Consider the following 25,351-nt stretch of genomic DNA (forward strand, 5'->3'; position numbering starts at 1 on the left):
TCGCTCAGTTCCCCTCGGACGTTGCGTCGGGTGGCGGCACGCAGGCCGACTCGGCGGTGAGGCTCAACCCGTCGACGGTGCCGCGGATGCTGGCGGTGGCCGGGTCTGCGCCGGAGGAAGACGACCAGGAGTCGCGGCCCATCGCGCGGTCACTGACCCCGAGGCCCTCGGACGTCCAGAGCGCGGTCACGGCGTCGAACGGCTCCTGGGCGTCGTCGACCACGTCGAACACGGGCACCACGCTGAGCGCCGTCGCCCGGGTGCCGGTCGGGTCGGACGACCCGGACGTCGCGCACTGTTCGGTGCCCGTCGTCACGGTTGCCGGGACCCCGGCGGCGGCTGCTGACCGCTCGAGGAACGCGCGGAGCACGGTGGCGCGGTCGTCGACGTCTGCAGGGACCCACGGGGTCGGCGTGGGACTCGTCGGTGCGTCGCCGTCCGGACCGGCATCCCGCGGCTTGGGTGCGTCGAGGGGGAGCCCGAGCCACCCACTGACCGCGCCGCTGCCCAGGTCGAAGGCGGTCCGCGGTGCGCGGTGTGCATCGGCTGCCTCGTCCGTCGTCGCGGCGAGGGTCTCGGCGACGTCGCCGAGCGGACGCACGCCGATCGACAGGGACGGCCGATCGGCCACTGCCGGGAGGCCGGAAGCGTCGTCGGGGGCCCGCGCCGCGTCTGCGTACGTCGTCCCGGGCGAGTAGTAGAGGCGCTCCACGTGGTGGTCGTCGGCGAGTGTGTCGATCATGCGCATCAGGGCCCGGCCGGGGTGCGTGGCCGTGACGTCGACGGACACGTCGCCGCGGCTCAAGGTCGTCGTCCTCGTCGTACTCGTGTTCGTCGGCTCTGGACCGGTGATCGTCCGCACACGTTTCGCTGCATCGCTGAAGCTGACGTTCCGCACGAGCCCGATCCTCGAACCGGTCGGGGTCATCCACAGCTGTCGCACGAAGGTCTGCGTGCGCAGCCGACCGGCCAGGCCGACGACCCTGCGGTCCATCGGATCGAGGCTGACCGGAGCGGTCTTCCGCGCAGACGGCACGTCGAGTGTCACCTGCAGCGTCGTGCCGGTGACACCGCGCTCGGCCGTCCGCCGGACCCGCTCGGCGACGGCGAGGTCGGCGGTGTCCGCGGTGACCCGGAGCGACGTGAGCCAGTGGTCCGGGTCGTCCTTGGCGTCGAACTGGCGGATCTCGCCCTCGGTCGAGCCCACGCCGGGCAGCCGATCGACGTCCGCGATCAGGTCCGCGAGCGCCGACTCCGACCCGTGCGGCGGCGGTGGCATCGTGCACGCTGCGAGTGCCAGCAGGGCCCCGAGTGCGGTCGCGATCGCTGCCGCGGACCGTGTTCGTCTTCGAGCCCCCATGCCGTGAGTCTAGGAACAGGCCGTCGCAGTGCGGTATCGGTCGCGAGACCCATCGGTGCTCAGCGGAGGACCACGAACGACCGCAACGGCTGCGGGGCGACGTCGTGGACCTCGACGAAGCCACGTGACTCGTAGAACGCGCGCTGACCTGGCTCCGCATCGGTGAGCAGGACCGTCTGGCGGACACCCGCGTACCGCTCGAGGACGGCGTCGAGCAACGCGCCGCCGACGCCGGACCGGTGCGCTTCCGGCACCACGAGCAGGTCCTGGACGTAGACGATCGTCACGCCGTCGGACACCGTGCGGACGAGCCCGAGCAAGCGGTCGTCGTCGTCGCGTGCGGTCAGCACGGTGTCGGAGCCCGCGATCGCCCTGGCGAGGGCGGCGGGGTCCTGCGTGTACGCGGTCCACCCGACGGCTTCGTAGAGGGTGAGGAGTTCGTCGGTCCCCGGTCGTTCGTCCCTGATGGCGAAGGTCACCGGTCCATCGTGCACGAGGCCCGAGGCGGCCAGGCCGAGGTCGACACCGCCGCCGGGCGTGCGGTGACCTGCCGGAGGTGCCCTCCGTGGGCATCACGGTGATCCGGCTGCCCGACGAGCCAGCCGTCACCCACCCGCTACGACGTCGCCTGCCCCTCCGGCACGAGCGCCTGCACGGACAGCAGCGACGCATCGGCGGACGAGCACGCCTGGTAGTCGGCGTCCTTCACGAACAGCGACTGCTTGGATCCGGGCGGGTACACGCGGAAGCCGTCCGGGGTCTTCGGCGAGCAGTCGGCCTTCGAGTAGTTCCCGGCCTGGACGATCTTGAGCGGCGCCACGGCGGTCTGCCCGGCGGCCAGGGTCACGGTCGGGTGCGGTGAGCTCTTCTCCTGTGTCGCCGCAGCACCGATCTGACTGCCGTTGCCACCGCCGACGAACGAGACGCCCGGCCAGCCCTGCAGGGTGCAGGTGGTCGACCCGGTGTTCTGCAGGGCGAGGTGCACGATGACGCTGCCGGCCGCACCGCCGCTGCCCGGCTCGATGCTGGCGGCGAGCGAGGACGCGGCACAGCGACCGCCAGCGGCCGACCCGGACCCCGACGACCCGGATCCGGAAGACCCGGAACCGGCGCCGGCCGACGCCGACGAGCCGGACGACGGGGTCGCGGACGACGACGACGCCGACGTGGACGACGACGCGGACGGCGACGGCGCGGGCGCGGTCACCGTCTCGGTGGCGGAGGGCTCCCCGCCGGAGGCACAACCCGCCAACGCCCCGACTGCGACGAGCCCGGTGACGGCGAGCAGGAACTTCGATCGACTGCTGCGTTGCATGGTGCACAGGCAACCACCACCGGGAGATCGCGGTTCGGTCGGCATCCAGGGACCGCGAGCACACTCCGGAGCAAGGAACCCGAGCAGCGGAGGTCGGACATGACGGGCAAGCACGAACAGGCACGTGGCGACGAGGGCCGCGCGGACGGGGTCGAGACCCGCGCAGGTGCCTTCACGGACAGCGACATCCCCGGCGAGGAGCGCGTCACGACGACGGAACCCGTCGGCGAGTTCGTCGCGAGCGACATCCCGGGCGAGGCCCGCCCGGAGTCGAGCGGACCCGACGGCGAGTACGTCGAGTCGGACATCCCCGGTGAGGCCGAACCGACGCAGGACGGCGAGACCGGCCACTACGTCGACAAGGACCAGGCCTGACGACTAGTCGATGCGCTCCGCCGCCACCAGGCGGCGGAGCGTCTCCACGCCCGCTGGCGGGCAGCGACCGGCATCCTCCGAGGTGACCCACTCGACCTCGTCCACCTCGGCCGAGGCGACGGGCGTGGCGGAGTCCAACGGGCCTCCTGGTCGGACCAGGAACAGGGTCATCGCGACCATGGTGCCGGGTGCCTGCCCGTGGGCCGGCTCGAGGACGACACCGAACGGGTCGACGTCATCGGCGGTCACCCGCAGACCGGTCTCCTCGTGGGCTTCGCGGATGGCGGCGTCGAGGTCGGTCTCGTGCGGCTCGGCCTTGCCGCCGGGCAGGTAGAGCACGTCGCGCGCTCGCGCACGCACCATCAGGACGCGTCGGTCCCGCACCAGCAGGAGCGCGCTGACCCGCAGCGTGGGTGGCTGGGTCGTGTCGGCCGGGAGGCTCAGCTCGCGTCCGCCTCGTCGGCGCGCTTCGAGACGGTCGGGTCCAGGGCGGTGCGGTCGGCAAGCGGGACGACGGGCGCCGGCAACTCTGCCTCGGGCTCGGGCCGCACGCCGAACAGGGCGTCGATGGCCCCGACGAACTCCTCGCCACGGCCGGCGCGGCCGAGCTCGCGGGCCCGGACCGACGGGCGGTGCAGCAGGACGCCCACCAGGTGCCGGAGGGCGCGCTCGGTGTGCTCGGCGGACTCGCCGTCGGCGTCACCGCGGCGCTTCGCACGGTCGATCTCGTCGTCGAGGATGTCGAACACGTGCTTGCGGAACGCGACGAGGGCCGGGGTGGTGGACTGCTCGAGCGCCTGCGCCCGGAAGCGGGACACGGCGTCGTCGACCATCGCGCGGGCCTCGGACTCGGCGTTCAGCTCGGAGATCGGGGCGTGCAGGCTGATGGTCTCGAGGTCGAGCAGCTCGACGCCGTCGACACCGGCAGCGGCCGGGTCGACGTTGCGGGGGAGTCCGAGGTCGATGACGATGCGGCGGATGCCGTCGTCGAGGTCGGCCGGTGCGACGACCGGGAGCTCGCTCGACGTGCAGGTGATCACGACGTCGCTGGTGCCGATCGCGTGGCGCAGGTCACGGGCGGCCACGAGGTCGTGCTTCGCGGCGAACCAGGCGGCACGGCCCGAGGGCGAGAACACCTGGATGTGCACGGCGCCGCGGTCGCGCAGGGCCGCGATGGTGGTGGCCGCGTAGCTCCCGGTGCCGATCAGCAGCACGCGGGTGTGGGCCCAGTCGGTGACGCGCGACGACGCGAGCTGCAGGCCGAGGCGCACGAGCGAACGACCGGCGGCACCGATCCGGGTGCGGGTCTTGACGCCGCGTGAGGTGTGGGCGGCTTCCTGGAACAGCCGCTCGAGGTCCGAGGTGGTGGTGCCGTTGCTCCGGGCGTCCTCGAGCGAGCGGCGGACCTGGCCGGAGATCTCGGTCTCGCCGACGACGACGGACTCGAGCCCGCTCGACACGGCGAACAGGTGCTGCACGACGTCCTTGCCGCCGAGCACGTTGACCGAATCACGCAGTTCGGTGGCGTCCAGGTCGCTCGCAGCGGCCACGGCCTGCACGGTGGCGGCGACGGCGGAGTCGCGGTCGTCGCCGGCGATGTCGAGGTAGGCCTCGAAACGGTTGCAGGTGGCGAGGACGACGGCGCCGTCCAGGACGTCGGAATCCGTCACGAGGTGGCCTGCTGCGGCCGGGGCAGCGATGCTCAGTCGCTCCAAGAGGTCGAAGCTGGCGTTGCGATGCGACGCCGTGAGACAGATGAGCACGTAGCCAATGGTAACGCGCTCGATGGGACAATCATCCGGTGACCGACGCGACGACCACATCCCTCCCCGACTCCCACCCCCTGGCATCAGGGCGGACGAGCGGGTCCCGCCTCGTCCGGGCCCTGCGGGGTGACCGTCCGGAGACGCTGCCGGTGTGGTTCATGCGGCAGGCCGGTCGGTCGTTGCCCGAGTACCGCGAGCTCCGGGTGGGCACGGCCATGCTCGACGCGTGCCTCGACCCCGAGATGGCGTCGGAGATCACGCTCCAGCCCGTCCGCCGGCACGGGGTGGACGCCGGCATCTTCTTCAGCGACATCGTCGTGCCGATCAAGCTCGCGGGCGTGGACGTCGAGATCGTCCCCGGTCGCGGCCCCGTGCTCGGCTCACCGATCCGCACCGCGGCGGACGTCGACGCTCTCGTGCCGCTGGACCCGGCGGCCCTCGAGCCGATCCGGCAGGCGGTCGCCCGCACGGTCGAGCAGCTCGGCGACACCCCGCTGATCGGATTCGCAGGCGCACCCTTCACGCTCGCCGCGTACCTGGTCGAGGGCGGCCCGTCGAAGGACCACATCCGCGCACGGACCCTCATGCACGCGGAGCCGGAGACCTGGTCGCGGCTGCTGGCCTGGGCGGCCGAGGTGTCGGGGGCGTTCCTCCGGGCCCAGGTGCTCGCCGGGGCCTCGGCCGCACAGCTCTTCGACTCGTGGGTCGGGTCCCTGTCGCGCGCCGACTACGTCCGGTACGTCGCACCGCACTCGGCGCAGGCGCTGTCCCACGTGACCGACCTGGGCGTGCCGCGCATCCACTTCGGCGTCGGCAGCGGCGAGGTCCTCGCCGACATGACCACGCTCGGCACCGACACGGTCGGCGTCGACGCGGTCGGGGTCGACTGGCGGCTCCCGCTCGACGAGGCCGTGCGCAGGGTCGGTACCGGCGTCAGCGTGCAGGGCAACATCGACCCGGCGATGCTCGCGGCCCCGTGGGAGGTCCTCGAAGCGCACGTGCGCGAGGTCGTCCGCCGCGGTGGCGCCGCCCGCGCCCACGTCGTGAACCTCGGCCACGGTGTGCCGCCCGAGACCGACCCGACGGTGCTGACGCGCGTCGTCGAGCTGGTCCACTCGCTCGGTGACGGGTCTGCCGCGTGACCGACGTCGTCGTGGTCGGCGGCGGGATCGCCGGACTCGTCACGGCCCGTGACCTGGCGAAGGGCGGCGCGGACGTCGTGCTCGTCGAGTCTTCCGGCGTGCTGGGCGGCATGATCCGGCGGCACACGGTCGGCGGCCTCGACCTCGACATGGCGGCAGACTCGTTCGCGACCCGCACGGACGCCGTCGGCCGCCTGGCGATCGAACTCGGGCTCGGCAACGACGTCGTCGCCCCGGACCCGCGCGGTGCCTGGTTGATGACCCGTGACGGCCGGACGTCGCCGATCCCCGCGACGGGGCTCCTCGGCATCCCGAGCACCCCGATGGCCGCCGACGTGCTCGCCGTGGTCGGGCAGAAGGGCGGGCTCCGTGCACAGATGGACTCGCTGCTGCCCGGACCGGTCGGCGCCAAGGCGGAGTCCCTGGGTGAACTCGTCCGGCGGCGCATGGGGGAGCGGGTCCTCGACGACCTGGTCGTCCCGATCGCCGGCGGGGTGCACTCCACCCACCCGGACCAGCTCGACCCGGAGCGGGTGGCTCCCGGCCTCCGTGCGGCACTGCTCCGCGAGGGCTCGCTGGCCCGCGCGGTCCTGGCACTCCGCGCCCGCGCGGCCGCCGGTACCCCGGTGCAGGGGATCCGCGGCGGGATCGTCCGGCTCGTGGACGAACTCGTCGCCGACATGGAGACCTACCGCGTCGACGTCCGGCTGCACACCCGGGCGACCCGGATCGAGGCGCACGCGGTCGAGGTCGTCTCCGCCGACGGCACGGTCGAACGCCTGCCCGCGCAGCACACCCTGTCGTCGGTGCCCGATCCCGAGCGCACCGCGGCGTCGGACTGGACCGGGATCGAGCTCGTCACGCTCGTCGTCGACCAGCCCGAGCTCGACGCAGCCCCCCGCGGGACCGGGATGCTCGTGCACCCGGACGCGCAGGCCGTGTCGGCGAAGGCCCTGACGCACGCGACGGTGAAGTGGCCGTGGCTCGCCGAGGCGGCTGCCGGCCGCCACGTGCTGCGCCTGAGCTACGCGATGCCCGCCGAAGCGACCAGCGCGCACGGCGCGAGCGGTCCCGACGACGCGGCCACGAGCCTCCCGGTCGACCCGGACGGACCCGTCGGCACCCGAGCGCTGCACGACGCGGCCACGCTGCTCGGCGTCCCCCTGACGGCGACGCACGTCGTGGGCGCTGCGCGCGTCCGCTGGCACGGTCCGGACCTGACCGCTGCCGGCCTCGGAGCAGGCGTCATCGGCATCGGTGAGGTCGCGACCGGACGGGGCCTGGCCGGGATCATCGCGGCCGCCCGCACCGCCGCTGGACAGATCCTGGATTCCTGAGCGGACCCCAGACCGCCCGGGGGCTACTGTTGGTGAGACCGTCGGACGTATTCCGTTCGGCGCATGACCACCGCACACTGAACCAACGGAGGAATCGCACATGCGCGGAAAGCTCCTGTTCGTCGCCGGCGCCGCACTCGGGTACGTCCTGGGATCGCGAGCCGGACGGGCGCGGTACGAGCAGATCAAGACCGTCAGCGGCAAGGTCTGGAACAGCAACGGCGTCCAGAAGGGCGTGCACGTCGCCGAGGACTTCATCGCCGACAAGACCCCGGACGTCGCCGAGTTCATCGGTGAGACGACCAAGAAGGCCGTCCGCAAGGTCGGCCAGAAGAAGGACACCACCACCTCATGACCGACACCCGCGACCGCAAGTCGCGTTCGCTGTTCGGTCTGGTGGGCGACGTCCCGAAGCTCGTCAAGGGCCTGGTCAAGGGTGAGATCGACCTGCTCAAGGCCGAGATGCTCACGAAGGCCAAGATCTTCGGGCTCGCCGCGGGGCTGCTGGTCGGTGCACTCGTCATCGTGCTCTACGCGATCGGCGTGCTCCTGACCGCCGCCGTGATGGGCCTGGCGACCGTGATGCCGGCCTGGCTCGCAGCGATCGTGATCGCCGTGGTGATGCTGATCGTCGCCGCCATCCTCGGGTGGATCGGCTGGAAGCGCCTGAAGAAGGGCCTCCCGATCACGCCGAAGCGCACGATCGACAGCGTCAAGAACGACATCAACGCGGTGAAGGGGATGGGCAAGAAGCCCACTCCGCCGAGCCAGTACGGCAGCCGCAAGCCGGACGTCGGCGGCCGGTTCTGAGCCCCGACAGCCGCACCACCGACGGAGGAACCGTGACCGATCCGCACGACGATCTCGCAGACCGCGTCGCCGCGACCCGCGCCCAGCTGTTCGACACCCTCGACGCGATCGAGGACAAGCTCAACGTGCCGAAGCAGATCGGCATCGCGGCGTCGAAGGTCAAGCGCGGCATCGACGAGAAGCCGGTCCCGTACCTGGCCGGCCTCGCAGCCGGAGTAGCGGTGGTCGGGGGTATCGTCGTGATGGTGCTCCGACGGCGGTAGACCGCCCGAGCGCGGTCCACCGGGTGCGGGGCGGCCACAACCCTGGCAACCGATAGGACAAGGACCCATGAGTTCCGACGCGCCCGCTCCTGCATCCGCGCACACCTCTCCGCACGAGACCGACCCCGCGACGGGGATCGATCCCAACCTCATGACGGCGTACGCCCTCTGGGCCGTGTTCCGCAGGCCACTCGGCCCGGTCCACCGCGTCGGCGACGACGCCGTGGCCGAGCTCGACGCCGTGGTCGCGTCCGCCGCCGAGCGCGGGGTGACCGTCCGTGGCTTCTACGACGTCTCCGGCTTCCGCGCCGATGCCGACGTCATGATCTGGCTGCACGGCGACGACGCGCAGGTCATCCAGGCCGTGCTGCGCGAGATCCGCCGCACCGGGCTGTTCCAGGACACCGAGCCGGTGTGGCACGTCATGGCGATGCACCGCGAAGCCGAGTTCAACAAGCGGCACACGCCCGCGTTCCTCCGTGGCAAGGACCCCGAGGCGTGGATCACGGTCTACCCGTTCGTCCGTTCCTTCGAGTGGTACCTGCTGCCCGAGGACGAGCGCTCGAAGATGCTGCGCGACCACGGGATCGCCGGCGCCAAGTACCGCCGCGTCCTGACGAACACCATCGCCACCTTCGCCCTGAGCGACTACGAGTGGATCCTGCCGCTCGAGAGCCCCGAGCTCGTCGACCTCGTCGACCTGATGCGCGACCTGCGTGCCACCGAGGCCCGTCTGCACGTGCGCGAAGAGGTCCCCTTCTTCACGGGTCGTCGCGTGACGACCGCCGAACTCCCGGAGGTGCTGTCATGACCGACACCAGCCTGATCACGAACGGTCAGCCCGTCCTCGCCGCCACCCCAGCGGCCGCTTCCGGCCCGGAGCACGTCGAGGTCCCGACCGCCTACGACGCGATCCTGCTCGCCGGCTTCGGTGGCCCCGAGGGCCAGGACGACGTCATCCCCTTCCTGCGCAACGTCACCCGCGGCCGCGGCATCCCGGACGAGCGGCTCGAAGAGGTCGCGCACCACTACCGGCACTTCGGCGGCGTGAGCCCGATCAACGCGCAGAACCGCGCGTTGAAGGCGGCGCTCGAGGTCGAGCTGGCATCGCGCGGCATCGACATGCCGGTGCTCTGGGGCAACCGCAACTGGGAGCCCTACCTCGAGCAGGCCTTCACCGAGGCCGCCGACAAGGGCTACAACAAGCTCATCGCGATCGCCACGAGCGCCTACTCGTCGTTCTCGAGCTGCCGCCAGTACCGCGAGGACTACGCACGCGTGCTCGACGAGACCGGCCTGCTCGGCACCATCGAGATCGACAAGATCCGGCAGTTCTTCGACCACCCCGGCTTCGTCCGCCCGTTCGTCGACGGCGTCCGTGACGGCATGGCGAAGGCCATCGCCGAGAACGCTCAGCTCGACGTCGCGACCGAGCTGCACGTGCTGTTCTCGACCCACTCGATCCCGTCGACCGACGCCGCGAAGTCCGGCCCGGACTACCGCGGCTTCGACGAGCACGGCGCCTACGAGGCCCAGCACCTCGCCGTCGCGCAGGTCGTCCTCGACCAGGCGTGGGCGGAGCTGCTCGAGCAGCCCGAGCACGCGCACCTGCAGGGCACGTCCAAGCCGGCGTGGAAGCTCGTCTACCAGTCGCGCTCCGGTCCCCCGACGCAGCCGTGGCTCGAGCCCGACGTCAACGACTACATGAACGAGGAGCTCAAGGGCGGCTCGACCCGCGCCGTGCTCATCGTCCCGCTCGGCTTCGTGAGCGACCACATGGAGGTCATGTGGGACCTCGACGAGGAAGCCACCGAGACCGCGCAGGAGCTCGGCTTCTGGTCGGTCCGCACGCAGACCCCCGGTGTCGACCCGGCCTACGTCTCAGGTCTCGTCGACCTGGTGCTCGAGCGCGTCAACGGCACCCCCACCAGCGAGCGTCCGCACCTGACCGACATCGGTCCCTGGTACGACGTCTGCCGCCCGGGCTGCTGCGAGAACGTCCGCGCCGGCTTCAAGCCCGCCGCCGCCGGCGTCGCCCCGTGACCGACGCTCCGACCCCGATCCGGCTGGGCACCCGCGCCAGCCGGCTCGCGGTCGCGCAGTCGCAGGACGTCGCCGACCGCCTGGCAGCGGCGGCCGGTCGTCCGGTCGAGCTCGTCACGGTCACGAGCGAGGGCGACGCGAACCGCGCCTCGCTCGCGTCGCTGGGCGGCACCGGCGTGTTCGCCAGCGCCCTGCGTGAAGCCCTGGTCGCCGGCGAGGTCGACGTCCTGGTGCACTCGCTCAAGGACCTGCCGACCGCGCCGTACCCGGGCCTGACGATCGCGGCCGTGCCGAAGCGTGCCGACGCCCGCGACGTCCTCGTGGCGCGGAACGGCGCGACCGTCGAGAGCCTGCCCGAGGGTGCGAAGGTCGGCACGGGCTCTCCGCGTCGCGTCGCGCAGCTCAAGGCGAAGCGCCCCGACCTGGACGTCATCGACATCCGCGGCAACATCGACACCCGGCTCGGTCGCGTCGACGACGACCTCGACGCCGTCGTGCTCGCCGCCGCCGGGCTCACCCGCATCGACCGCCTGTCGGCCGCCACCGAACTGCTCGACCTCGGTTTCTGGCCGAGCGCTCCGGGGCAGGGCGCCCTGGCGGTCGAGACCCGTGCCGGTGAAACCGACACGAACCTGCTCGCCGCGCTGCGCAAGATCGAGCACGCCCCGACCCGCCTGACGGTGTCGGCCGAGCGCGAGGTCCTGGCGAAGCTCGAGGCCGGCTGCTCCGCCCCGATCGGTGCGACAGCGGTCGTGGACGCCGAGCTCCTGCTCGTCTCCGCCACCGTCTACAGCCCCGACGGCGCCGAGTACCGCACGGCGTCGCACGCGGCCGTGCTCGAGGGATCCGCGCAGGACCGTCTCGCCGAAGCACTCGAGGTCGGTGGCCGCGTGGCCGCCGAGCTGCTCGAGAACGGTGCCGGCGACCTGGCGGACCTCGCCGACTCGGTGAAGTAGAGCCCGTCACGGACACGCCCGCTCCCGTCGTCGTCATCCCCCGGGGTGGCGCGTGGGGCGAGCGCGTCGCGGCGGCGGCGCGGCAGCGCGGGCTCGACCCGAAGGTCGTCCCGCTCATCACGACCGAGCCGCCGCTCGACTGCGGCCCGCTCGATCGTGCCGTCGCCCGCGTGGCCGGGTACGCGTGGGTGGTTGTGACCAGTGCGACGGCCGTGACGGTGCTCGCAGAACGCGTGGCGGGCCTCCCGTCCGGTGTCCGCGTTGCGGCGGTCGGTGAGCCGACCGCCCGTGCCGCGCGTGCTGCGGGCTGGGTCGTCGACCTCGTGCCGGAGCAGGCCTCGGCCGTTGCCCTCGTCGCCGCGCTGCCGGACACCGACGGCACCGTGCTCTTCCCGCGCTCCGAGATCGCCGCGCCGACCCTCGTCGACGGACTGCGGGCCCGCGGCATCGACGTGGACGACGTGGTCGCGTACCGTACCGTGGGGACCGGCGACGAGCCGATCACCCTCGACGCGGTGCCCGACGCGGTGCTCGTGACGAGCGGCAGCGTGGCCCGTGAGATCGCCCGCCGGATGACCCCGCTCGACCCCCGCACCCTCGTGGCCTGCATCGGCCCCGGAACCGCCGCCGACGCGCGCGCGGCCGGACTGCCGGTCCACGTCGTCGGACCCACCCGGTCCGCAGAAGCCCTGCTCGACGCCGTCGTCGAGGCCCTGAACCCCACCGCCCCCGAACAGGAAGGCCACCCGTGACCGGCCGTTTCCCCCAGGTCCGCCCCCGTCGGCTCCGCGCCACCCCCGCGATGCGACGGCTCGTCGCCGAGACCCGGTTGCACCCAGCCGAGCTCGTGCTGCCGATGTTCATCCGCGAAGGCGCCACCGACGCCGTCGACATCTCGAGCATGCCGGGCGTGCAGCAGCACTCGCTCGACTCGTTCCGTCGCGCCCTGGTGTCGGCCGCGGAGGTCGGGATCGGCGGCGTGAACCTGTTCGGTGTCCCGACCACGAAGGACGCCACCGGTTCCGGCGCGACCGACCCCGACGGCATCCTCAACGTGGCCATCCGCGTGGCGAGGGAAGAGGTCGGTGACGACCTGGTCGTGCAGTCCGACCTGTGCCTCGACGAGTTCACCGACCACGGCCACTGCGGCGTCCTGGCGGCGGACGGCTCCGTCGACAACGACGCGACCCTGCTGCGGTACCGCGACATGGCGGTCGCGCAGGCAGAGGCCGGCGCCGAACTGGTGTGCCTGAGCGGGATGATGGACGGCCAGATCGCCGCCGCCCGTGACGCGCTCGACGTCGCCGGTCACACCGGCACCGCGCTGCTGGCCTACGCGGCCAAGTACGCCTCCGCCTTCTACGGCCCCTTCCGCGAGGCCGTGTCGTCGTCGCTCGTCGGCGACCGGCGGACGTACCAGATCGACGCCGCCAACGGTCGGCAGGGGCTGCGCGAGGTCGCGCTCGACGTCGACGAGGGTGCCGACGTCGTGATGGTGAAGCCGGCGATGAGCTACCTCGACGTCCTCGCCGAGACCGCTGCGACGTCGCCCGTGCCGGTCTGGGCCTACCAGATCTCCGGCGAGTACGCGATGATCACGGCAGCCGCGCAGAACGGCTGGATCGACCGTGACGCCGCCGCGATGGAGTCGCTCATCGGCATCAAGCGTGCCGGCGCCGACGCGATCCTGACCTACTTCGCCGTCGACATCGCACGGAAGCTCAACCAGGAGGCCGGCCTCCGCACCTCCGGCACCACCGCCGCTGTCGCCGGCATCGCCTCGACCGGGAAGGCCCCCGAATGACCACGAACGACCAGCTGTTCGGCCGCGCCAAGAACGCGATCCCCGGCGGCGTGAACTCGCCCGTCCGTGCCTACGGATCGGTGGGCGGCACCCCGCGCTTCCTGGTGTCGGCGAAGGGCGCGTACGTCACCGACGCCGAGGGACGTGAGTACGTCGACCTCGTGGCGTCGTGGGGTCCCGCGATCCTCGGACACGCGCACCCCGGCACCGTCGAGGCCGTGCAGCAGGCCGCCGCGCGCGGACTGTCCTTCGGCGCCTCGACCCCGGGCGAGACCGAGCTCGCCGAGCTCGTGAAGCAGCGGGTGTCGGTCGACGGCGACGGCCCCATCGAGAAGCTCCGCATGGTGTCCACCGGCACCGAGGCCACGATGACGGCGATCCGGTTGGCCCGCGGCTACACCGGCCGCGACCTGCTCGTGAAGTTCGCCGGGCACTACCACGGGCACTCCGACTCCCTGCTCGCCGAGGCCGGTTCGGGTGTCGCCACCCTGGCCCTGCCGGGCAGCGCGGGCATCACCGAGGAGACCGCGGCGCAGACCCTGGTGCTGCCGTACAACGACCTCGACGCCGTCCGCCGCGCGTTCGACGAGCACTCCGAGCGCATCGCCGGCGTCATCGTCGAGGCCGCCGCGGCGAACATGGGCGTGCTCGCTCCCGAGCGCGGGTTCAACCGCGCGCTCGCGCAGATCGTGCAGGCGCACGGGGCGCTGCTCATCGTCGACGAGGTCCTGACCGGGTTCCGCGTCGGGTCGGCCGGCTGGTGGGGCCTCGAGGCGTCGAAGGTCGTCCCCGACGGCGCCGGGTGGAAGCCCGACCTGATCACGTTCGGCAAGGTCATCGGTGGCGGCATGCCCCTGGCCGCACTCGGCGGCCGACGCGAGGTCATGGACTTCCTCGCCCCGCTCGGCCCCGTGTACCAAGCGGGCACCCTGTCCGGCAACCCGCTCGCGGTCGCCGCCGGCATCGCCACGCTCCGGGCCGCGACGCCGTCGGTGTACGAGTCGCTGAACCGCACGGCCTCGGTCATCTCGGCGGCCACGTCGGACGCGCTGTCGGCCGAGGGCGTCGCCCACACCGTGCAGCGCGCCGGCAACCTGTTCTCGTTCGCCTTCACGGACACTGCACCGCGGAACTACGACGACGTGCGGGCACAGGACGTGTTCCGGTACGCGCCGTTCTTCCACGCGATGCTCGACGCCGGGGTGACCCTGCCGCCGAGCGTGTTCGAGGCGTGGTTCGTCACGGCCGCCCACGACGAGCGGGCCGTCGGACGGATCCTCGACGCCCTGCCCGCCGCGGCGAAGGCAGCGGCCGCCGCGACGGCGTAGGTGGTAGGCGCCGCGACGGCGTAGGCAGTAGCCGCCGCGGCGGCGTCGGGGCCGGTGCTCCGTGCCGGAGCCTCGGCTGGTTGACTGGCCACATGCAACTCGCCGAGGCACTCATCGAGCGCGCCGACCTGCAGAAGCGCATCGAGCAACTGCGCGGCCGCATCGCCGCGAACGCCCGCTACCAAGAGGGCGAGGAGCCCGACGAGGACGCCCGCGAGCTCCTCGCCGAGGCCGAACGGTCGATCGATGCGCTCGAGGTCCTGCTCGCCCGCATCAACGCGACGAACGCCAGCACCACCGTGGCGTCCGGGCAGACCGTCACCGCACTGCTCGCCCGACGCGATGCCCTGCGGCTGCGGCACGCGCTCGTCACCGGAGCGGCGGACGCAACCGCCGGCACGAACGGCGGCTACCGACAGCTCCGCAGTGAACTCCGCACGTTCGCCGCGCTGCCGACCGCCGAGCTCCGGTCGCGGGCCGACGCCCTGGCGAAGGAGATCCGCGAACTCGACGCGGTCGTCCAGCGCACCAACTGGGAGGTCACCCTGGTCGACTGAGCAGCGGGCGGTGCGTCGGTAGACGGACCGGGGCGGGTACGGACCCGACGACCGGCGGGCAACCCGGTCACCTGTCGGCGCAGTGGGCAGCGCCATGGCGAGAGCCGTGCACATCGCAGCCCAGCACGTCGCACCAGGTACGGTGCACACCGCACCACGCACAACCGCGTACCGACCGGACCGACGAGGGCGGGACAGGGGACAGCACCGCCCCACCCTCGACGGGTCAGGAGCAGTCGGCCTTGGTGAAGGTCGTGTCGAGCGTCTTCGAGGTGCCGTCGAACGCGTAGGTGTACCGCATGTCGACGCCCTCGTCGAGGAGGTCCTTCGTATCGCTGTTCGAGCAGAGCGTCGGGCCGACCGAGTCGCGGATGGCGCTCTCGGTGATCGACGCCGGGTCGACGCTGGACGACACCGTGTAGTCGTAGTGGATCGCGTTGCCCTCGGCCTCGACGCCCGTCCACGACGTCACCGAGTCGACCTGCTTCGGCAGGTCGCTCTGCTCGCGGATCTGCACGACGGCCTTCGAGACCTTCTCCTCCGTCGAGTCGCTGAACGCGGCGGTGAGCGCCTGGCGGACCAGGAACGCGACGACCACGGCGACGACGACGCCGAGCAGCGAGATCAGGACGCGCTTGCCACGGGACTGCTTGGGCGGCGGGGCGTACGGAGCGCCGGCGGGAGCGGGCTGCGCGTACGGCTGCTGGCCGGGCTGCTGCTGCGCCCAGGGCCGCTGGCCCGGCTGCTGCGGACCGGGCTGCTGCGGGCCGGCGTTCGGCTGCGGCTCGGACCCCGGGTAGGGCGGCGGCGTGTTCGTCATGGTGTTCCCCCTCGTTGCGGTGCGCGGCCTGACACCGTCATCCGGCATCGGGTCCCTCCCCGAAACGGGCCGCGGACACCTGAGCAACCATCCAAGCACAGGCCGGAGCGCCGCAACGCGCCTGTCCGGCCCCAGCGACGCGTCAGGCGGAACGGCGAGCTGCCCAGCGGCCCTCGGAGCGCAGGATCGCGAGCGGGAAGTCGAACGCGTGCGACACCGCCGACGACGTGATGACCTCGTCCGCGGTGCCCTGTGCCACCACGGCACCGTCACGGAGCAGCATCGCGTGCGAGGTCGACACCGGCAGGTCCTCGAGGTGGTGCGTGACCATGACGCTGCCGAGCTCGGGGTGTCGGTGCCGCAGGGCGTCGACGGTCTCGAGCAGGTGCTCGCGCGCAGCGACGTCGAGCCCGGTCGCCGGTTCGTCGAGCAGCAGCAACTGCGGCTCCGACATCAGCGCCCGTGCGATGAGGGTCCGTCCGCGTTCGCCCTGGGACAGCACGGGCCAGCGGGCGTCCCGCCGTGCGGCGAGCCCGACGTCGGCGATGTGCTGCTCGGCCAGTGCGACCTGCGCGGCCGTGGGCTCCCACCGCATCATGAGGTCGGTGGTGCCCGTCAGTCCCGTCAGCACCGTCTCGAGCACGGTGAGCGGGGAGAGCATCCGGTGCCGCGGGTCGACGTGGCCGATGTGCTCACGCAGCTCGCGGACGTCGACGCGTCCGAGGCGTCGGCCGAGCACCTCGACCGTGCCCGCCGTGGGGTGGCCCGTCGCCCCGAGCACCGCGAGCAGCGTCGACTTGCCGGCGCCGTTCGGTCCGAGGAGCGCCCAGTGCTCACCGCGGCGGACGGTCAGGTCGACGTCGTGCAGCAGGTCGCGGCCGGAGCGCGTCACACGGACGCCCTCGGCACGGAGCAGGACGTCGTCGGCGCGGAACTGGGCGCCCGCGGCGCGGAACTGGTCGGTGTCGGTCACGACTCCATCGTGGCCGACGTCAGCGCCGTTCGGTGCCGTCGGCCAGCGCGCCGCCCTCGGCGACGAACGCGCGGGCCTGCACGGTGTGCTCCTCGACGGTGCTGCTGAGCGAACGGATCACCGCGGCCGCTGCTTCGCCGTCTCGCTTCGAGATCGCCGCACGGAGCGGGTCGACGAAGTGCTTGACGTCCCAGAACATGCCGCTCTGGTGGGTCAGGGCGAGGAAGTTCGCGCGGGGCAGCAGCGAGGTCGACAGCTGGACAAGCAGGTCGTTGTCCGCCGCACCGATCAACTGGGTGACGACCGCGCCGACCTGCGTCGAGACGTCGCCGGCGCGCTCCTGCTCGGCGGCAGTGCGCAGGGCTTCCAGCGTGTCGACGAGGCGTGTGGCCGCTGCGTCGTCGAGCTTCGGGACGGCCCAGCGGGCGGCGAGCTCCGTGACGCCGGCGAGCACCTGGATGGTGTCGTCGAACTGCTTGGCGGTGGGCGACGCGACCCGGGTGTACCGGTTCGCCTCCATCTCGACCAAGCCGTAGTCGACGAGCTTGGCGATCGCCTCACGGATGGGCGTGCGACTGACGCCGAGCCACTGGACCAGTTCGTCGTCGTTGAGCCGTTCGCCGGCCTGCAGCGTGCCGTCCTGGATCGCGGCCAACATCTTCTCGAGGACCACGTCGCGGAGCAGCTTGCGCGGCGAGTTCTCGACGGTCGACTTGGGTACCGGCATGACGGACTCCTCGTGTCACGGACGTTTGGTATCCAAACCCTAACGTGTCAATATGCAATCGTTTGCGGAATAACAGCATCCCAGAACATCAGCCACGCACGTCGACCACCGTGCGTCCGTGCACCCGACCGGCGACCACCTCGGCGCCGATCTCGATCGCCTGCTCCGGGGTGACGGTCCGGGTGACGCCCGCCAGCAGTGCCGGGTCGAGGTCGGTCGCCAACCGCTCCCACGCCCGACGCCGGAGCTCCAGCGGGGCGTCCACCGAGTTGATGCCGAGCAGCGACACCGCACGCAGGATGAACGGCAGCACCGTCGTGGGCAGGGCGGAGTCCTGCGCGAGCCCGCACGCCGTGACGGCTCCACCCCACCGGGTGCCGGCCAGCACGTTCGCCAGGGTGGCCCCGCCGACGCTGTCGACCGCCCCGGCCCACGCGGCACGCTGCATCGGCTTGCCGGGCTCGGACAGGGCACCCCGGTCCACGACCTCGGTCGCGCCGAGGCGTCGGAGGGAGGCCTCGTTGGTGCTCCGGCCGGTCGACGCGGTCACCTCGTACCCGCGCGCGGCGAGCAGCGCGATCGCCACCGTCCCCACCCCGCCGGACGCTCCGGTCACGAGCACCGGCCCTGCACCGGGCTCGACGAACCGTTCGAGCGCGAGCACGCTGAGCATCGCCGTGAACCCCGCCGTGCCGATCGCCGCCGCGAACGAGTCCTCGATCGCCTCGGGCAGGACCACGAGGGAACCGGACGGCACCACCGCGTGCTGGGCCCAGCCACCGTGCCGGGTCTCACCGAGTCCGGCACCGTTCAGCACGATGCGGTCGCCGATCGCCACGTCGTGCACCCCCGGTCCGAGCGCCGACACGGTGCCGACGACGTCGATGCCGGGCACGAGCGGGTCGACCCGCGCGACGCCGGGGTTCCTGGCGAGGGCGAGGCCGTCCTTGTAGTTGACGCTCGAGTACGTGACGTCGACGAGGGCTTCGCCCTCGGTCGGATCGGGCAGGTCGACGTCGGCGACGGTGGGCGGGGCTGAACTGGACACGACTACGGCGCGGGTCATGCGCCGGACGCTACCCCGGGCCTCCCGGCTGGCGGTCCGTTCTTTCCCAGAACGCGCGCGATCCCTGGCGGAATCGGGCGTACCGGGCCGGAAAAAACGACCAGGTACGCCCGAATCGGTCAGGTACGCCCCGGCCAGCGCCCCCGACCAACCTCAGCCGAACATGATGGCGGCTTCGTCGAAGCGCGCCTGCGGCACCGTCTTCAGCTCGCCGAGCGCCTCGTCGAACGAGACGTGCACGATGTCGGTGCCCTTCAGGGCGACCATCCGGCCCCATCGTTCCTCGACCACCGAGTCGATGGCCGCCAGGCCGAGCCGCGTCGACAGCACCCGGTCGTACGCGGTCGGCGTGCCACCGCGCTGGATGTGCCCGAGGGTCGTGGCACGCGTCTCGATACCCGTCATCTCCTCGATGAGGGGCGCGAGGCGCTCACCGATGCCACCGAGCCGCGGACGGCCGAAGGCGTCCAGCCCGCGCTCGGTGTGCGCGTTGTCCTCGTGGTCGGGGACGAAGCCCTCGGCCACCACGACGAGCGGTGCACGCCCGCGGTCGTAGGCGGCACGCACCCACTTCGCGATCTGCTCCATGCTCGTCTTCTGCTCCGGGATCAGGATCGCGTGCGCGCCCGCGGCCATGCCGGAGTGCAGGGCGATCCAGCCGACGTGCCGGCCCATGACCTCGGCGACCATGCAGCGGGAGTGCGACTCGCCGGTGGTGCGGAGGCGGTCCATCGCTTCCGTCGCGATCGCGACGGCGGTGTCGAAGCCGAACGTGTAGTCGGTGGCGCCCAGGTCGTTGTCGACCGTCTTCGGGACGCCGACGATCTTCAGCCCGGCGTCGGTCAGGCGCTTCGCCGCGGCGAGCGTGCCCTCGCCGCCGATCGCGACGATGGCGTCGATGCCGTGGCGGTCCAGGGTCTTCGAGATGTTCTCGACGCCGCCGTTCGGGCCCTCGAAGGGGTTCGTGCGGCTGGTGCCGAGGATCGTGCCGCCCTGCTTGGCGATGCCCTGGATGTCCTTGCGGCCGAGCGGGACGATGTCGCCGTCGACGACGCCGCGCCAGCCGTCCCGGAACCCGACGAACTCGTGGCCGTGGATGGCGATGCCCTTGAGAACGATCGCGCGGATGACCGCGTTCAGACCGGGGCAGTCGCCTCCGGAGGTGAGGATGCCGATGCGCATGGGAACTCCGTCGTCGGGTGGTGCGGGTGGGGGTCGTGGGGGACTGCGACCATCATGACTGACGGTGGTTGCGCATTACCATCCCGGTGTGACCCTGCTCGACTCCGCCTCGTCGTCCGCTGGTGCGTCCGGCGACGCGTCTCGCGTCGACACCGTGTACCGACCGGGAGGCCCGGTGAACGTCACGTCGACCCTGCGGCCCCTGCAGCGCGGCTCCGGCGACCCCGCCTACAAGGTGGTCGGCTCGGACGTGTGGCTCGCCCTGCGGACGCCCACCGGCCCCGCTGCCGTGGCGATCCGGCCGGCTGGCGTCACCATCGCGGTCTCGGCCTGGGGCGACGGCGCTGCGTGGGCGGTCGAGCACGCGCCGGAGCTGCTCGGTCGCGGCGACGACTGGGACGGGTTCGACGTCTCCGGGCACGCGTTCCTCGCTGCCGCCCGACACCGGCAGCCCGGACTCCGGCTGCTCCGGACGAACACCGTCGTCGCGATGCTCGTGCCGGCGATCATGGAGCAGAAGGTGACCTCGCGGCAGGCGTGGGGCGCGTGGCGGTACCTGCTCCGTCGGTACGGCACGCCCGCGCCGGGTCCTGCGCCGGAGGGACTGACGGTGCCGCCGACGGCCGACGAGTGGGCGCGGATCCCGAGCTGGGAGTGGCACAGGGCCGGCATCGAGCCCGGACGGTCGGCGACGGTGATGCGCGCGGTGCGTGTGGCTCCGGCGCTCGAACGGACGCTGACGCTCGGTCGCGGCGGTTCGGTCGTGTCGGCGCGGCTCCAGTCGATCCCCGGCATCGGGAAGTGGACGGCTGCCGAGACCGCGCAGCGCTCCCACGGCGACCCCGATTCGCCGAGCGTCGGGGACTTCCACGTCCCCGCGCTGGTCGGGTGGGCGCTGACCGGGGGACCGGTCGACGACGACGGGATGCTCGAGCTGCTCGAGCCGTGGCGGGGGCACCGGGAGCGGGTCGTGCGGCTGATCGGCGGCTCGGGGTTCCGGAAGCCGTCGTTCGGGCCGCGGCTCACGATCCAGGACCACCGCGGGCACTGAGCGGTCGCGCCCGCGGCTCGCTTTCGTCCGCACCCTCTTCGCGACACGACACCAGGTGATCACGTGGTGTCCTGTCGGAGAACCGGTGTCGCGCCGGGTCAGGGGTGGCGGACGCCCTCGCCGGCCAGCACGGCGCGGTAGCCCTCGCGGAACGTCGGGTACTGCGGCGCCCAGCCGGTGGACCGGAGCAGCGCGTTCAACAAGCGCTTGTCGCCACCGGACTGCCGGGCACCGCCGTCACCGGTGACGGGCTCGGGAACGCCGACCTCGTCGGCCAGGAACCGCAGCACGTCGTCGAGCCGGCTCGGTTCGTCGTCGGTGCCGAGGTACGTCGGTGCCGGGTCCTCCACGGTCGCCAGGTGCACGAGCGCGGCGGCGGCGTCGTCGCGGTGGATCCGGTTCGTGTGCGGCGAGGCACCCCGAGCCAACCGGGCCGAACCGGAGCGGACCTGGTCGATCAGGCGCTCGCGGCCCGGACCGTAGACACCGGACAAGCGCACGAGCACGGCGTCGGGAGCACGGTCGCGCAGCAGTGCCTCGGCCTCGACCAGGACCTCGGCAGTCGGGGTCGCACCGTGCGCCGGGGTGTCCTCGGTGACCTCGCTGCCGTCGTCGACGTCGTACACCGCGGTCGAGGACACCACGAGCAGGCGTGGATCGGCGTCCGAGGCGTCGATGCCGTCGAGCACGTTCCGCAGGCCGTCGACGTAGGTGGCGCGGTACTCGTCGACGTCACGGCTGCCCGCGGCGAAGGCCACGACGACGACGGAGGTGTCGGCGGGGATCTCGGGGACCTCGTGCCGCAGGTCGGCGCTGCGGCCGGTGATCGGCGCCGGGACCAGTTCGGCGCGACGTCGGAGGCCGATCACGTGGTGTCCCTGCTGCGCGAAGCGGAGGCCGGCTTCGGTCCCGAGGTCGCCGCAGCCGGCGATCACGACGGTGTCGTTGTTGTGCACCCGTCGACCTTGGCACGGGCAGCTGGTGGACGCTCCGGCGCCCGGCCTGCTGCCGCTCAGAGCACCTTCCGTCAGTCCGAGGTACGAGCGGGTTCTTCGTCCTTCGCCTCGACGCCGTCGTGGCGCATCCGCACGACGCTGGCCAGGGTCGACAGCGCCATCGCGGCGATGATCACGATCAGGGAGACCCAGGTGTTGATCTCCGGTGCCCACTCGATGTGCTCGCCACCGTTCAGGAAGGGCAGCTCGTTGTCGTGCAGTGCGTGCAGGACGAGCTTCACACCGATGAACGCGAGGATCACCGCGATCCCGTACTTCAGGTAGACGAGCCGCTCGAGCAGCCCACCGAGCAGGAAGTACAGCTGCCGCAGACCCATCAGGGCGAAGACGTTCGCGGTGAACACGATGAACGGGCTCTCGGTGATGCCGAAGATCGCCGGGATCGAGTCGAGTGCGAACAGCAGGTCGGTGGTGCCGATGGCGATCAGCACGATCAGCAACGGGGTGAAGTGCCGCACGCCGTCGTGGGTGGTCCGGAACTTCATGCCGTCGAACGTGTCGGTGAGGCGCACGCGACGGCGGAGCAGCCGGACGATGAAGCTGTCCTTCTGGTCGTCGGCATCGTCCTCGCCGCGGAGCTGCTGGATCGCCGTCCAGATCAGCCAGGCGCCGAAGATGTAGAAGATCCACGAGAAGTTCTCGATGAGCTGGGCGCCGACGAGGATGAAGATGCCGCGCAGCACGAGCGCGATGATGATGCCGAGCATCAGCACCTCTTGCTGGATCTTCTTCGGCACCGAGAACCGCGCCATGATGATGACGAAGACGAACAGGTTGTCGATGCTCAGGCTGTACTCGGTCAGCCAGCCGGCCAGGAACTCGCCCGCCGAGTCGCCGCCCGCGAACACGAGCATCAGGACCGCGAAGACCAGCGCGAGTCCCACGTAGACGCCCACCCACGTCGCCGACTCGCGCAGCGTCGGCACGTGCGGCCGGCGCGCGACGATGAGCAGGTCGGCGAGCAGGATCGCGACGATCGCGATCAGCGAGCCGACTTCGAACACGACGGGGAGTTCGGGCATCTGGTGCGTTCCTTGCTGGTGATGGGCGGGCACTCGAGCACGGCCGGGCTCGGGTGCTGTCCCCTCTAGTGTCGGGGACGTTCGCGCGCCGAGCGACCGCGTCCCGCGTTCAGCGACCGGGGCCGTCGATCGATGGGTCCGGTGGGAACGGCCGTCGGGCGACCCAGATCTGTACTCCGACGAGCACACCGAGCATCCCGCCGAGGCACAGGAACACCCATCCGGCCGCCGGGTGGCCGCCACTGATGAAGACCGCACCGATGACGAACCCCGCTGCGGCTCCGAGCCCGTGGAACACCAGCGAGACCACCGTCCAGCCCGGACTCGCGTTCATCGACAGCTGCGCGTCCCGGACCCATCCCGCATCCCGCGTGCGCCGGAGCACGACGACCGTCGTGGCGATCGAGACGCCGACGGCCACCAGCAGCATGACCAGTTCCACGGCGCATCGACCTCCTCCGGCATCGTCGTCACGTCGACGGTGAACGATCCAGACTGCCACCTCGTTGACCGGGTATGGGACTCCGCACACGCACCAAGGTCATCATCGGCATCTCCACCGGCGTCGTGGTCATCGCGGCCGCCGCCGTCATCGCCGGTCCGTCCATCTACGCGAACACCGTCAACGGACAGGCCGCCGCAGCTCCCTCCCTGGAAGCGACGTCGTCGGCCAGCCTCGACGCGTCGGACGCCGACGGCACCTGGACCAGGGCACCGCCGAGGTCGACGGCGGCTCCCTCGCGACGGCGACGGTCACGGTCCAGGTCGCGAAGATCTCCACGCCCGAGTCCGCGCGCGACGCCTACTTCCGGGACACCGCGCTGGAGACGGACAAGTTCCCGACGGCGACGTTCACGCTGACGAAGCCCGTCGACGTCTCGAAGGCGCTCGACGGCAGCACGCAGGACGTCACCCTGACCGGCACGATGGACCTGCACGGCGTCACGAAGGCCGTCACCGCCGACGCGCAGGTGGCGGTCGGCACGGGAGGCACCGTCCAGGTCGCTGGCTCGGTGCCGATCACCTTCGCCGACTACGGCGTGAAGGCTCCCTCGCTCGGCTTCGTCACCGTGGACGGGAAGGGCTCCGTCGAGTTCTCCCTCGACCTGCAGAAGTGACCGTGTCGAGCCGTTCCGCCGACGAGCTGCTCGCGACGCTGTACCGCGAGCACGGTGACGCGCTCACCCGGTACGTCCGGCACCTGACGCGGGACGGCTCGGCGGTCGAGGACGTCGTGCAGGAGACCATGGTCCGCGCCTGGCAGCGCCCGGCGGTCCTCGAACGCGCGCCGGACAGCGCCCGCGCCTGGCTGTTCACGGTCGCGCGGAACCTGGTCGTCGACGACGCGCGATCAGCTCGGAACCGCCGGGAGTTCGGCACCGAACACCCCGTCGACCGCGCCGAGTCGGACCGCACCGACGCCGTGCTCGACCGCATCGTCGTGGCCGACGCGCTCGCCTCGCTCTCCCCGGACCACCGCCGCGTGGTCGTGGACGCCTACTGGCTCGGCCACACGGTGCCGGAGATCGCACGACGACACGACATCCCCGAGGGCACCGCGAAGTCGCGGCTGCACTACGGGCTGCGAGCCCTGCGGCTCGCACTGCAGGAACGAGGAGTGACCCGATGAGCGACGACCGGTACGCAGAGTGGGACGCGGCGTACGTGCTCGGGTCCCTGAGCCCGGACGAGCGGCTCGAGTACGAGCAGCACCTGGAGACCTGCGACCGCTGCACGGCCGCCGTCGCCGAGCTGGTCGGCCTGCCCGGTCTGCTCGCCAAGCTGCCGGCCGACCAGGCGATCGAGATCGCCGAACCGGACGGGAGGCCCGACACCGGTTCCGAGAGCACCCTCGCCTCGGTCGCGCACCGCGTTCGACACCGTCGCCGCCGTCGCCGGGTCTGGGTCGCCGCCACCGCGGGGCTCGCGGTGGTCGCTGCCGTCCTGGGTGGACTCGCCGTCGGCACGGCGGGGGACCGTGGCTCGGTGCAGGCCGGACGTGACGTCTCGGCATCGGCGACTGCGGACCGCTACGACATGACCGGCGCCCAGGGACTCGACGTCGACCTGGCCGTCAGCGGCGAACAGTGGGGCACCCGCTTCGACTGGGGCTGCTCGTACGGCGGCAAGGAGTGGGCGGCGGACGGCTCGGTCATGTACGACCTGGTCGTGGTGCGGTCCGACGGCACCGCCCAGATCGTCGGCTCGTGGACGGCCGCGGGCGAGGACGCGAAGGGGCTGTCGGCGTCGACGGACATCCCGCGCGACGACATCGCGAGCGTGCAGGTGCGGCTCCGCGGCGAACAGGGAGCCCTCGCCGTCGTCGACCTCTAGCCGCCCCGCCGCGCCGCCCGGCCCCGCCCGCCCGCCCCCGAGCCCCCGAGCCCCCGAGGTTCCGAAATCTCGGCATCTGGGCGCAGCTCAGGGGCGTTCGTGGA

At 72.0% G+C, this 25,351-nt stretch carries 30 protein-coding genes; 17 read left to right on the forward strand and 13 right to left on the reverse strand.

The genetic code is table 11. From position 1 onward, the window contains the following. Positions 1-4 precede the first annotated feature (4 nt). The 3 genes from EDF28_RS03580 to EDF28_RS03590 form a co-directional block, all read right to left on the reverse strand. Entirely contained in the window at positions 5-1,360 is a 1,356-nt protein-coding gene (locus EDF28_RS03580) for a hypothetical protein (RefSeq protein ID WP_123937196.1), read from the reverse strand. A gap of 59 nt (positions 1,361-1,419) precedes the next feature. Further along, positions 1,420-1,839, reverse strand: a complete 420-nt coding sequence (locus EDF28_RS03585; RefSeq protein WP_123937197.1) for a GNAT family N-acetyltransferase — start codon at positions 1,837-1,839, stop codon at positions 1,420-1,422. A 137-nt stretch (positions 1,840-1,976) separates the two neighbouring features. Beyond that, entirely contained in the window at positions 1,977-2,675 is a 699-nt protein-coding gene (locus EDF28_RS03590; RefSeq protein WP_123937198.1) for a DUF4232 domain-containing protein, read from the reverse strand. 99 nt (positions 2,676-2,774) lie between these two features. Here EDF28_RS03590 and EDF28_RS03595 point away from each other — a divergent pair, with 99 nt between their 5' ends. Beyond that, complete coding sequence (locus EDF28_RS03595; RefSeq protein WP_123294504.1) at positions 2,775-3,050, forward strand: hypothetical protein; 276 nt, start codon at positions 2,775-2,777, stop codon at positions 3,048-3,050. 3 nt (positions 3,051-3,053) lie between these two features. Here the strand turns inward: EDF28_RS03595 and EDF28_RS03600 are convergent, their stop codons facing one another. Continuing rightward, positions 3,054-3,494 (reverse strand): NUDIX domain-containing protein, encoded by a 441-nt coding sequence (locus EDF28_RS03600; RefSeq protein WP_260154613.1) that lies wholly within the window; start codon positions 3,492-3,494, stop codon positions 3,054-3,056. After that, a complete protein-coding gene (locus EDF28_RS03605; RefSeq protein ID WP_123294506.1) occupies positions 3,491-4,813 on the reverse strand; it encodes a glutamyl-tRNA reductase in 1,323 nt (440 codons plus the stop codon). Before EDF28_RS03605 ends, EDF28_RS03600 begins: the two co-directional genes overlap by 4 nt. Before the next feature lie 38 nt (positions 4,814-4,851). On the opposite strand from EDF28_RS03605, the gene hemE reads away from it, so the two are divergent. The 12 genes from hemE (at position 4,852) to EDF28_RS03665 (ending at position 15,056) form a co-directional block, all read left to right on the forward strand. Then, complete coding sequence (gene hemE, locus EDF28_RS03610) at positions 4,852-5,958, forward strand: uroporphyrinogen decarboxylase (protein WP_123937200.1); 1,107 nt, start codon at positions 4,852-4,854, stop codon at positions 5,956-5,958. Next, the gene (locus tag EDF28_RS03615) at positions 5,955-7,295 is read left to right on the forward strand and encodes an NAD(P)/FAD-dependent oxidoreductase (protein WP_260154504.1); all 1,341 of its coding nucleotides are present in this window, start codon (positions 5,955-5,957) and stop codon (positions 7,293-7,295) included. The genes hemE and EDF28_RS03615 overlap by 4 nt, the downstream gene beginning before the upstream one ends. A gap of 100 nt (positions 7,296-7,395) precedes the next feature. Beyond that, the gene (locus tag EDF28_RS03620) at positions 7,396-7,650 is read left to right on the forward strand and encodes a hypothetical protein (protein ID WP_017887727.1); all 255 of its coding nucleotides are present in this window, start codon (positions 7,396-7,398) and stop codon (positions 7,648-7,650) included. Continuing rightward, on the forward strand, positions 7,647-8,105 hold the full coding sequence (locus EDF28_RS03625; protein ID WP_111083766.1) for a phage holin family protein: 459 nt from the start codon (positions 7,647-7,649) through the stop codon (positions 8,103-8,105). Before EDF28_RS03620 ends, EDF28_RS03625 begins: the two co-directional genes overlap by 4 nt. A 32-nt stretch (positions 8,106-8,137) precedes the next feature. Further along, positions 8,138-8,368, forward strand: coding sequence for a DUF3618 domain-containing protein (locus EDF28_RS03630; protein WP_111083767.1), 231 nt, complete (start codon positions 8,138-8,140; stop codon positions 8,366-8,368). Positions 8,369-8,435: 67 nt separating this feature from the next. Further along, positions 8,436-9,179, forward strand: a complete 744-nt coding sequence (hemQ, locus tag EDF28_RS03635; RefSeq protein WP_243834039.1) for a hydrogen peroxide-dependent heme synthase — start codon at positions 8,436-8,438, stop codon at positions 9,177-9,179. Beyond that, positions 9,176-10,411, forward strand: a complete 1,236-nt coding sequence (locus tag EDF28_RS03640) for a ferrochelatase (RefSeq protein ID WP_123937201.1) — start codon at positions 9,176-9,178, stop codon at positions 10,409-10,411. Before hemQ ends, EDF28_RS03640 begins: the two co-directional genes overlap by 4 nt. Further along, positions 10,408-11,367 (forward strand): hydroxymethylbilane synthase, encoded by a 960-nt coding sequence (hemC, locus tag EDF28_RS03645; protein ID WP_123937202.1) that lies wholly within the window; start codon positions 10,408-10,410, stop codon positions 11,365-11,367. The genes EDF28_RS03640 and hemC overlap by 4 nt, the downstream gene beginning before the upstream one ends. Before the next feature lie 35 nt (positions 11,368-11,402). Further along, positions 11,403-12,119 carry a uroporphyrinogen-III synthase gene (locus EDF28_RS03650; RefSeq protein ID WP_123937203.1) on the forward strand — a complete coding sequence of 239 codons (717 nt, stop codon included), beginning with the start codon at positions 11,403-11,405 and terminating at the stop codon, positions 12,117-12,119. Continuing rightward, on the forward strand, positions 12,116-13,171 hold the full coding sequence (gene hemB, locus EDF28_RS03655) for a porphobilinogen synthase (RefSeq protein WP_260154506.1): 1,056 nt from the start codon (positions 12,116-12,118) through the stop codon (positions 13,169-13,171). Before EDF28_RS03650 ends, hemB begins: the two co-directional genes overlap by 4 nt. Continuing rightward, positions 13,168-14,499, forward strand: a complete 1,332-nt coding sequence (gene hemL / locus EDF28_RS03660; protein ID WP_123294513.1) for a glutamate-1-semialdehyde 2,1-aminomutase — start codon at positions 13,168-13,170, stop codon at positions 14,497-14,499. Before hemB ends, hemL begins: the two co-directional genes overlap by 4 nt. Before the next feature lie 92 nt (positions 14,500-14,591). Next, on the forward strand, positions 14,592-15,056 hold the full coding sequence (locus EDF28_RS03665; protein ID WP_123339224.1) for a DIP1984 family protein: 465 nt from the start codon (positions 14,592-14,594) through the stop codon (positions 15,054-15,056). 226 nt (positions 15,057-15,282) lie between these two features. Here the strand turns inward: EDF28_RS03665 and EDF28_RS03670 are convergent, their stop codons facing one another. The 5 genes from EDF28_RS03670 to EDF28_RS03690 form a co-directional block, all read right to left on the reverse strand. Then, complete coding sequence (locus EDF28_RS03670; protein ID WP_123937204.1) at positions 15,283-15,876, reverse strand: hypothetical protein; 594 nt, start codon at positions 15,874-15,876, stop codon at positions 15,283-15,285. 142 nt (positions 15,877-16,018) lie between these two features. Continuing rightward, a complete protein-coding gene (locus tag EDF28_RS03675) occupies positions 16,019-16,849 on the reverse strand; it encodes an ABC transporter ATP-binding protein (RefSeq protein WP_243648929.1) in 831 nt (276 codons plus the stop codon). 19 nt (positions 16,850-16,868) lie between these two features. Next, positions 16,869-17,576 carry a GntR family transcriptional regulator gene (locus EDF28_RS03680; RefSeq protein WP_123294516.1) on the reverse strand — a complete coding sequence of 236 codons (708 nt, stop codon included), beginning with the start codon at positions 17,574-17,576 and terminating at the stop codon, positions 16,869-16,871. Positions 17,577-17,664: 88 nt separating this feature from the next. After that, positions 17,665-18,642 (reverse strand): MDR family oxidoreductase, encoded by a 978-nt coding sequence (locus EDF28_RS03685; protein WP_123937205.1) that lies wholly within the window; start codon positions 18,640-18,642, stop codon positions 17,665-17,667. A gap of 153 nt (positions 18,643-18,795) precedes the next feature. Next, a complete protein-coding gene (locus tag EDF28_RS03690) occupies positions 18,796-19,824 on the reverse strand; it encodes a 6-phosphofructokinase (protein WP_111083779.1) in 1,029 nt (342 codons plus the stop codon). 88 nt (positions 19,825-19,912) lie between these two features. Between EDF28_RS03690 and EDF28_RS03695 the strand changes: the two genes are divergently transcribed. After that, positions 19,913-20,875 carry a DNA-3-methyladenine glycosylase gene (locus tag EDF28_RS03695; RefSeq protein ID WP_123937206.1) on the forward strand — a complete coding sequence of 321 codons (963 nt, stop codon included), beginning with the start codon at positions 19,913-19,915 and terminating at the stop codon, positions 20,873-20,875. A gap of 98 nt (positions 20,876-20,973) precedes the next feature. Here EDF28_RS03695 and EDF28_RS03700 read toward each other — a convergent pair whose 3' ends face one another. The 3 genes from EDF28_RS03700 to EDF28_RS03710 all read right to left on the reverse strand — a co-directional run bounded on the left by EDF28_RS03700 (position 20,974) and on the right by EDF28_RS03710 (position 23,355). Further along, positions 20,974-21,831 carry an NAD-dependent epimerase/dehydratase family protein gene (locus tag EDF28_RS03700; RefSeq protein WP_123937207.1) on the reverse strand — a complete coding sequence of 286 codons (858 nt, stop codon included), beginning with the start codon at positions 21,829-21,831 and terminating at the stop codon, positions 20,974-20,976. 71 nt (positions 21,832-21,902) lie between these two features. Continuing rightward, positions 21,903-22,913, reverse strand: coding sequence for a TerC family protein (locus EDF28_RS03705; protein WP_123294520.1), 1,011 nt, complete (start codon positions 22,911-22,913; stop codon positions 21,903-21,905). Between the two features lie 109 nt (positions 22,914-23,022). Then, positions 23,023-23,355, reverse strand: coding sequence for a hypothetical protein (locus EDF28_RS03710; RefSeq protein ID WP_123937208.1), 333 nt, complete (start codon positions 23,353-23,355; stop codon positions 23,023-23,025). A 64-nt stretch (positions 23,356-23,419) separates the two neighbouring features. Between EDF28_RS03710 and EDF28_RS03715 the strand changes: the two genes are divergently transcribed. Genes EDF28_RS03715 through EDF28_RS03725 form a run of 3 tightly spaced genes read left to right on the forward strand, consistent with a single transcriptional unit; the run spans position 23,420 to position 25,247 of the window. Then, positions 23,420-24,031 (forward strand): YceI family protein, encoded by a 612-nt coding sequence (locus EDF28_RS03715; protein ID WP_260154507.1) that lies wholly within the window; start codon positions 23,420-23,422, stop codon positions 24,029-24,031. Next, positions 24,028-24,543, forward strand: coding sequence for a sigma-70 family RNA polymerase sigma factor (locus EDF28_RS03720; protein WP_123294523.1), 516 nt, complete (start codon positions 24,028-24,030; stop codon positions 24,541-24,543). The genes EDF28_RS03715 and EDF28_RS03720 overlap by 4 nt, the downstream gene beginning before the upstream one ends. After that, positions 24,540-25,247, forward strand: coding sequence for a zf-HC2 domain-containing protein (locus EDF28_RS03725; RefSeq protein WP_123937209.1), 708 nt, complete (start codon positions 24,540-24,542; stop codon positions 25,245-25,247). The genes EDF28_RS03720 and EDF28_RS03725 overlap by 4 nt, the downstream gene beginning before the upstream one ends. Positions 25,248-25,351 lie beyond the last annotated feature (104 nt).

It is taken from the genome of Curtobacterium sp. PhB137, from assembly GCF_003814955.1.
Classification (GTDB): Bacteria; Actinomycetota; Actinomycetes; order Actinomycetales; family Microbacteriaceae; genus Curtobacterium.

What these genes read in the sequence shown, in the direction of transcription:
- EDF28_RS03670 (WP_123937204.1), bottom strand. Translation starts at nt 15,876, where the DNA reads ATGACGAACACGCCGCCGCCCTACCCGGGGTCCGAGCCGCAGCCGAAC.
- EDF28_RS03590 (WP_123937198.1), bottom strand. Translation starts at nt 2,675, where the DNA reads ATGCAACGCAGCAGTCGATCGAAGTTCCTGCTCGCCGTCACCGGGCTC.
- EDF28_RS03580 (WP_123937196.1), bottom strand. Translation starts at nt 1,360, where the DNA reads ATGGGGGCTCGAAGACGAACACGGTCCGCGGCAGCGATCGCGACCGCA.
- hemQ (WP_243834039.1), top strand. Translation starts at nt 8,436, where the DNA reads ATGAGTTCCGACGCGCCCGCTCCTGCATCCGCGCACACCTCTCCGCAC.
- hemL (WP_123294513.1), top strand. Translation starts at nt 13,168, where the DNA reads ATGACCACGAACGACCAGCTGTTCGGCCGCGCCAAGAACGCGATCCCC.
- EDF28_RS03685 (WP_123937205.1), bottom strand. Translation starts at nt 18,642, where the DNA reads ATGACCCGCGCCGTAGTCGTGTCCAGTTCAGCCCCGCCCACCGTCGCC.
- EDF28_RS03680 (WP_123294516.1), bottom strand. Translation starts at nt 17,576, where the DNA reads ATGCCGGTACCCAAGTCGACCGTCGAGAACTCGCCGCGCAAGCTGCTC.
- EDF28_RS03620 (WP_017887727.1), top strand. Translation starts at nt 7,396, where the DNA reads ATGCGCGGAAAGCTCCTGTTCGTCGCCGGCGCCGCACTCGGGTACGTC.
- EDF28_RS03690 (WP_111083779.1), bottom strand. Translation starts at nt 19,824, where the DNA reads ATGCGCATCGGCATCCTCACCTCCGGAGGCGACTGCCCCGGTCTGAAC.
- EDF28_RS03725 (WP_123937209.1), top strand. Translation starts at nt 24,540, where the DNA reads ATGAGCGACGACCGGTACGCAGAGTGGGACGCGGCGTACGTGCTCGGG.
- EDF28_RS03595 (WP_123294504.1), top strand. Translation starts at nt 2,775, where the DNA reads ATGACGGGCAAGCACGAACAGGCACGTGGCGACGAGGGCCGCGCGGAC.
- EDF28_RS03640 (WP_123937201.1), top strand. Translation starts at nt 9,176, where the DNA reads ATGACCGACACCAGCCTGATCACGAACGGTCAGCCCGTCCTCGCCGCC.
- EDF28_RS03665 (WP_123339224.1), top strand. Translation starts at nt 14,592, where the DNA reads ATGCAACTCGCCGAGGCACTCATCGAGCGCGCCGACCTGCAGAAGCGC.
- EDF28_RS03625 (WP_111083766.1), top strand. Translation starts at nt 7,647, where the DNA reads ATGACCGACACCCGCGACCGCAAGTCGCGTTCGCTGTTCGGTCTGGTG.
- EDF28_RS03705 (WP_123294520.1), bottom strand. Translation starts at nt 22,913, where the DNA reads ATGCCCGAACTCCCCGTCGTGTTCGAAGTCGGCTCGCTGATCGCGATC.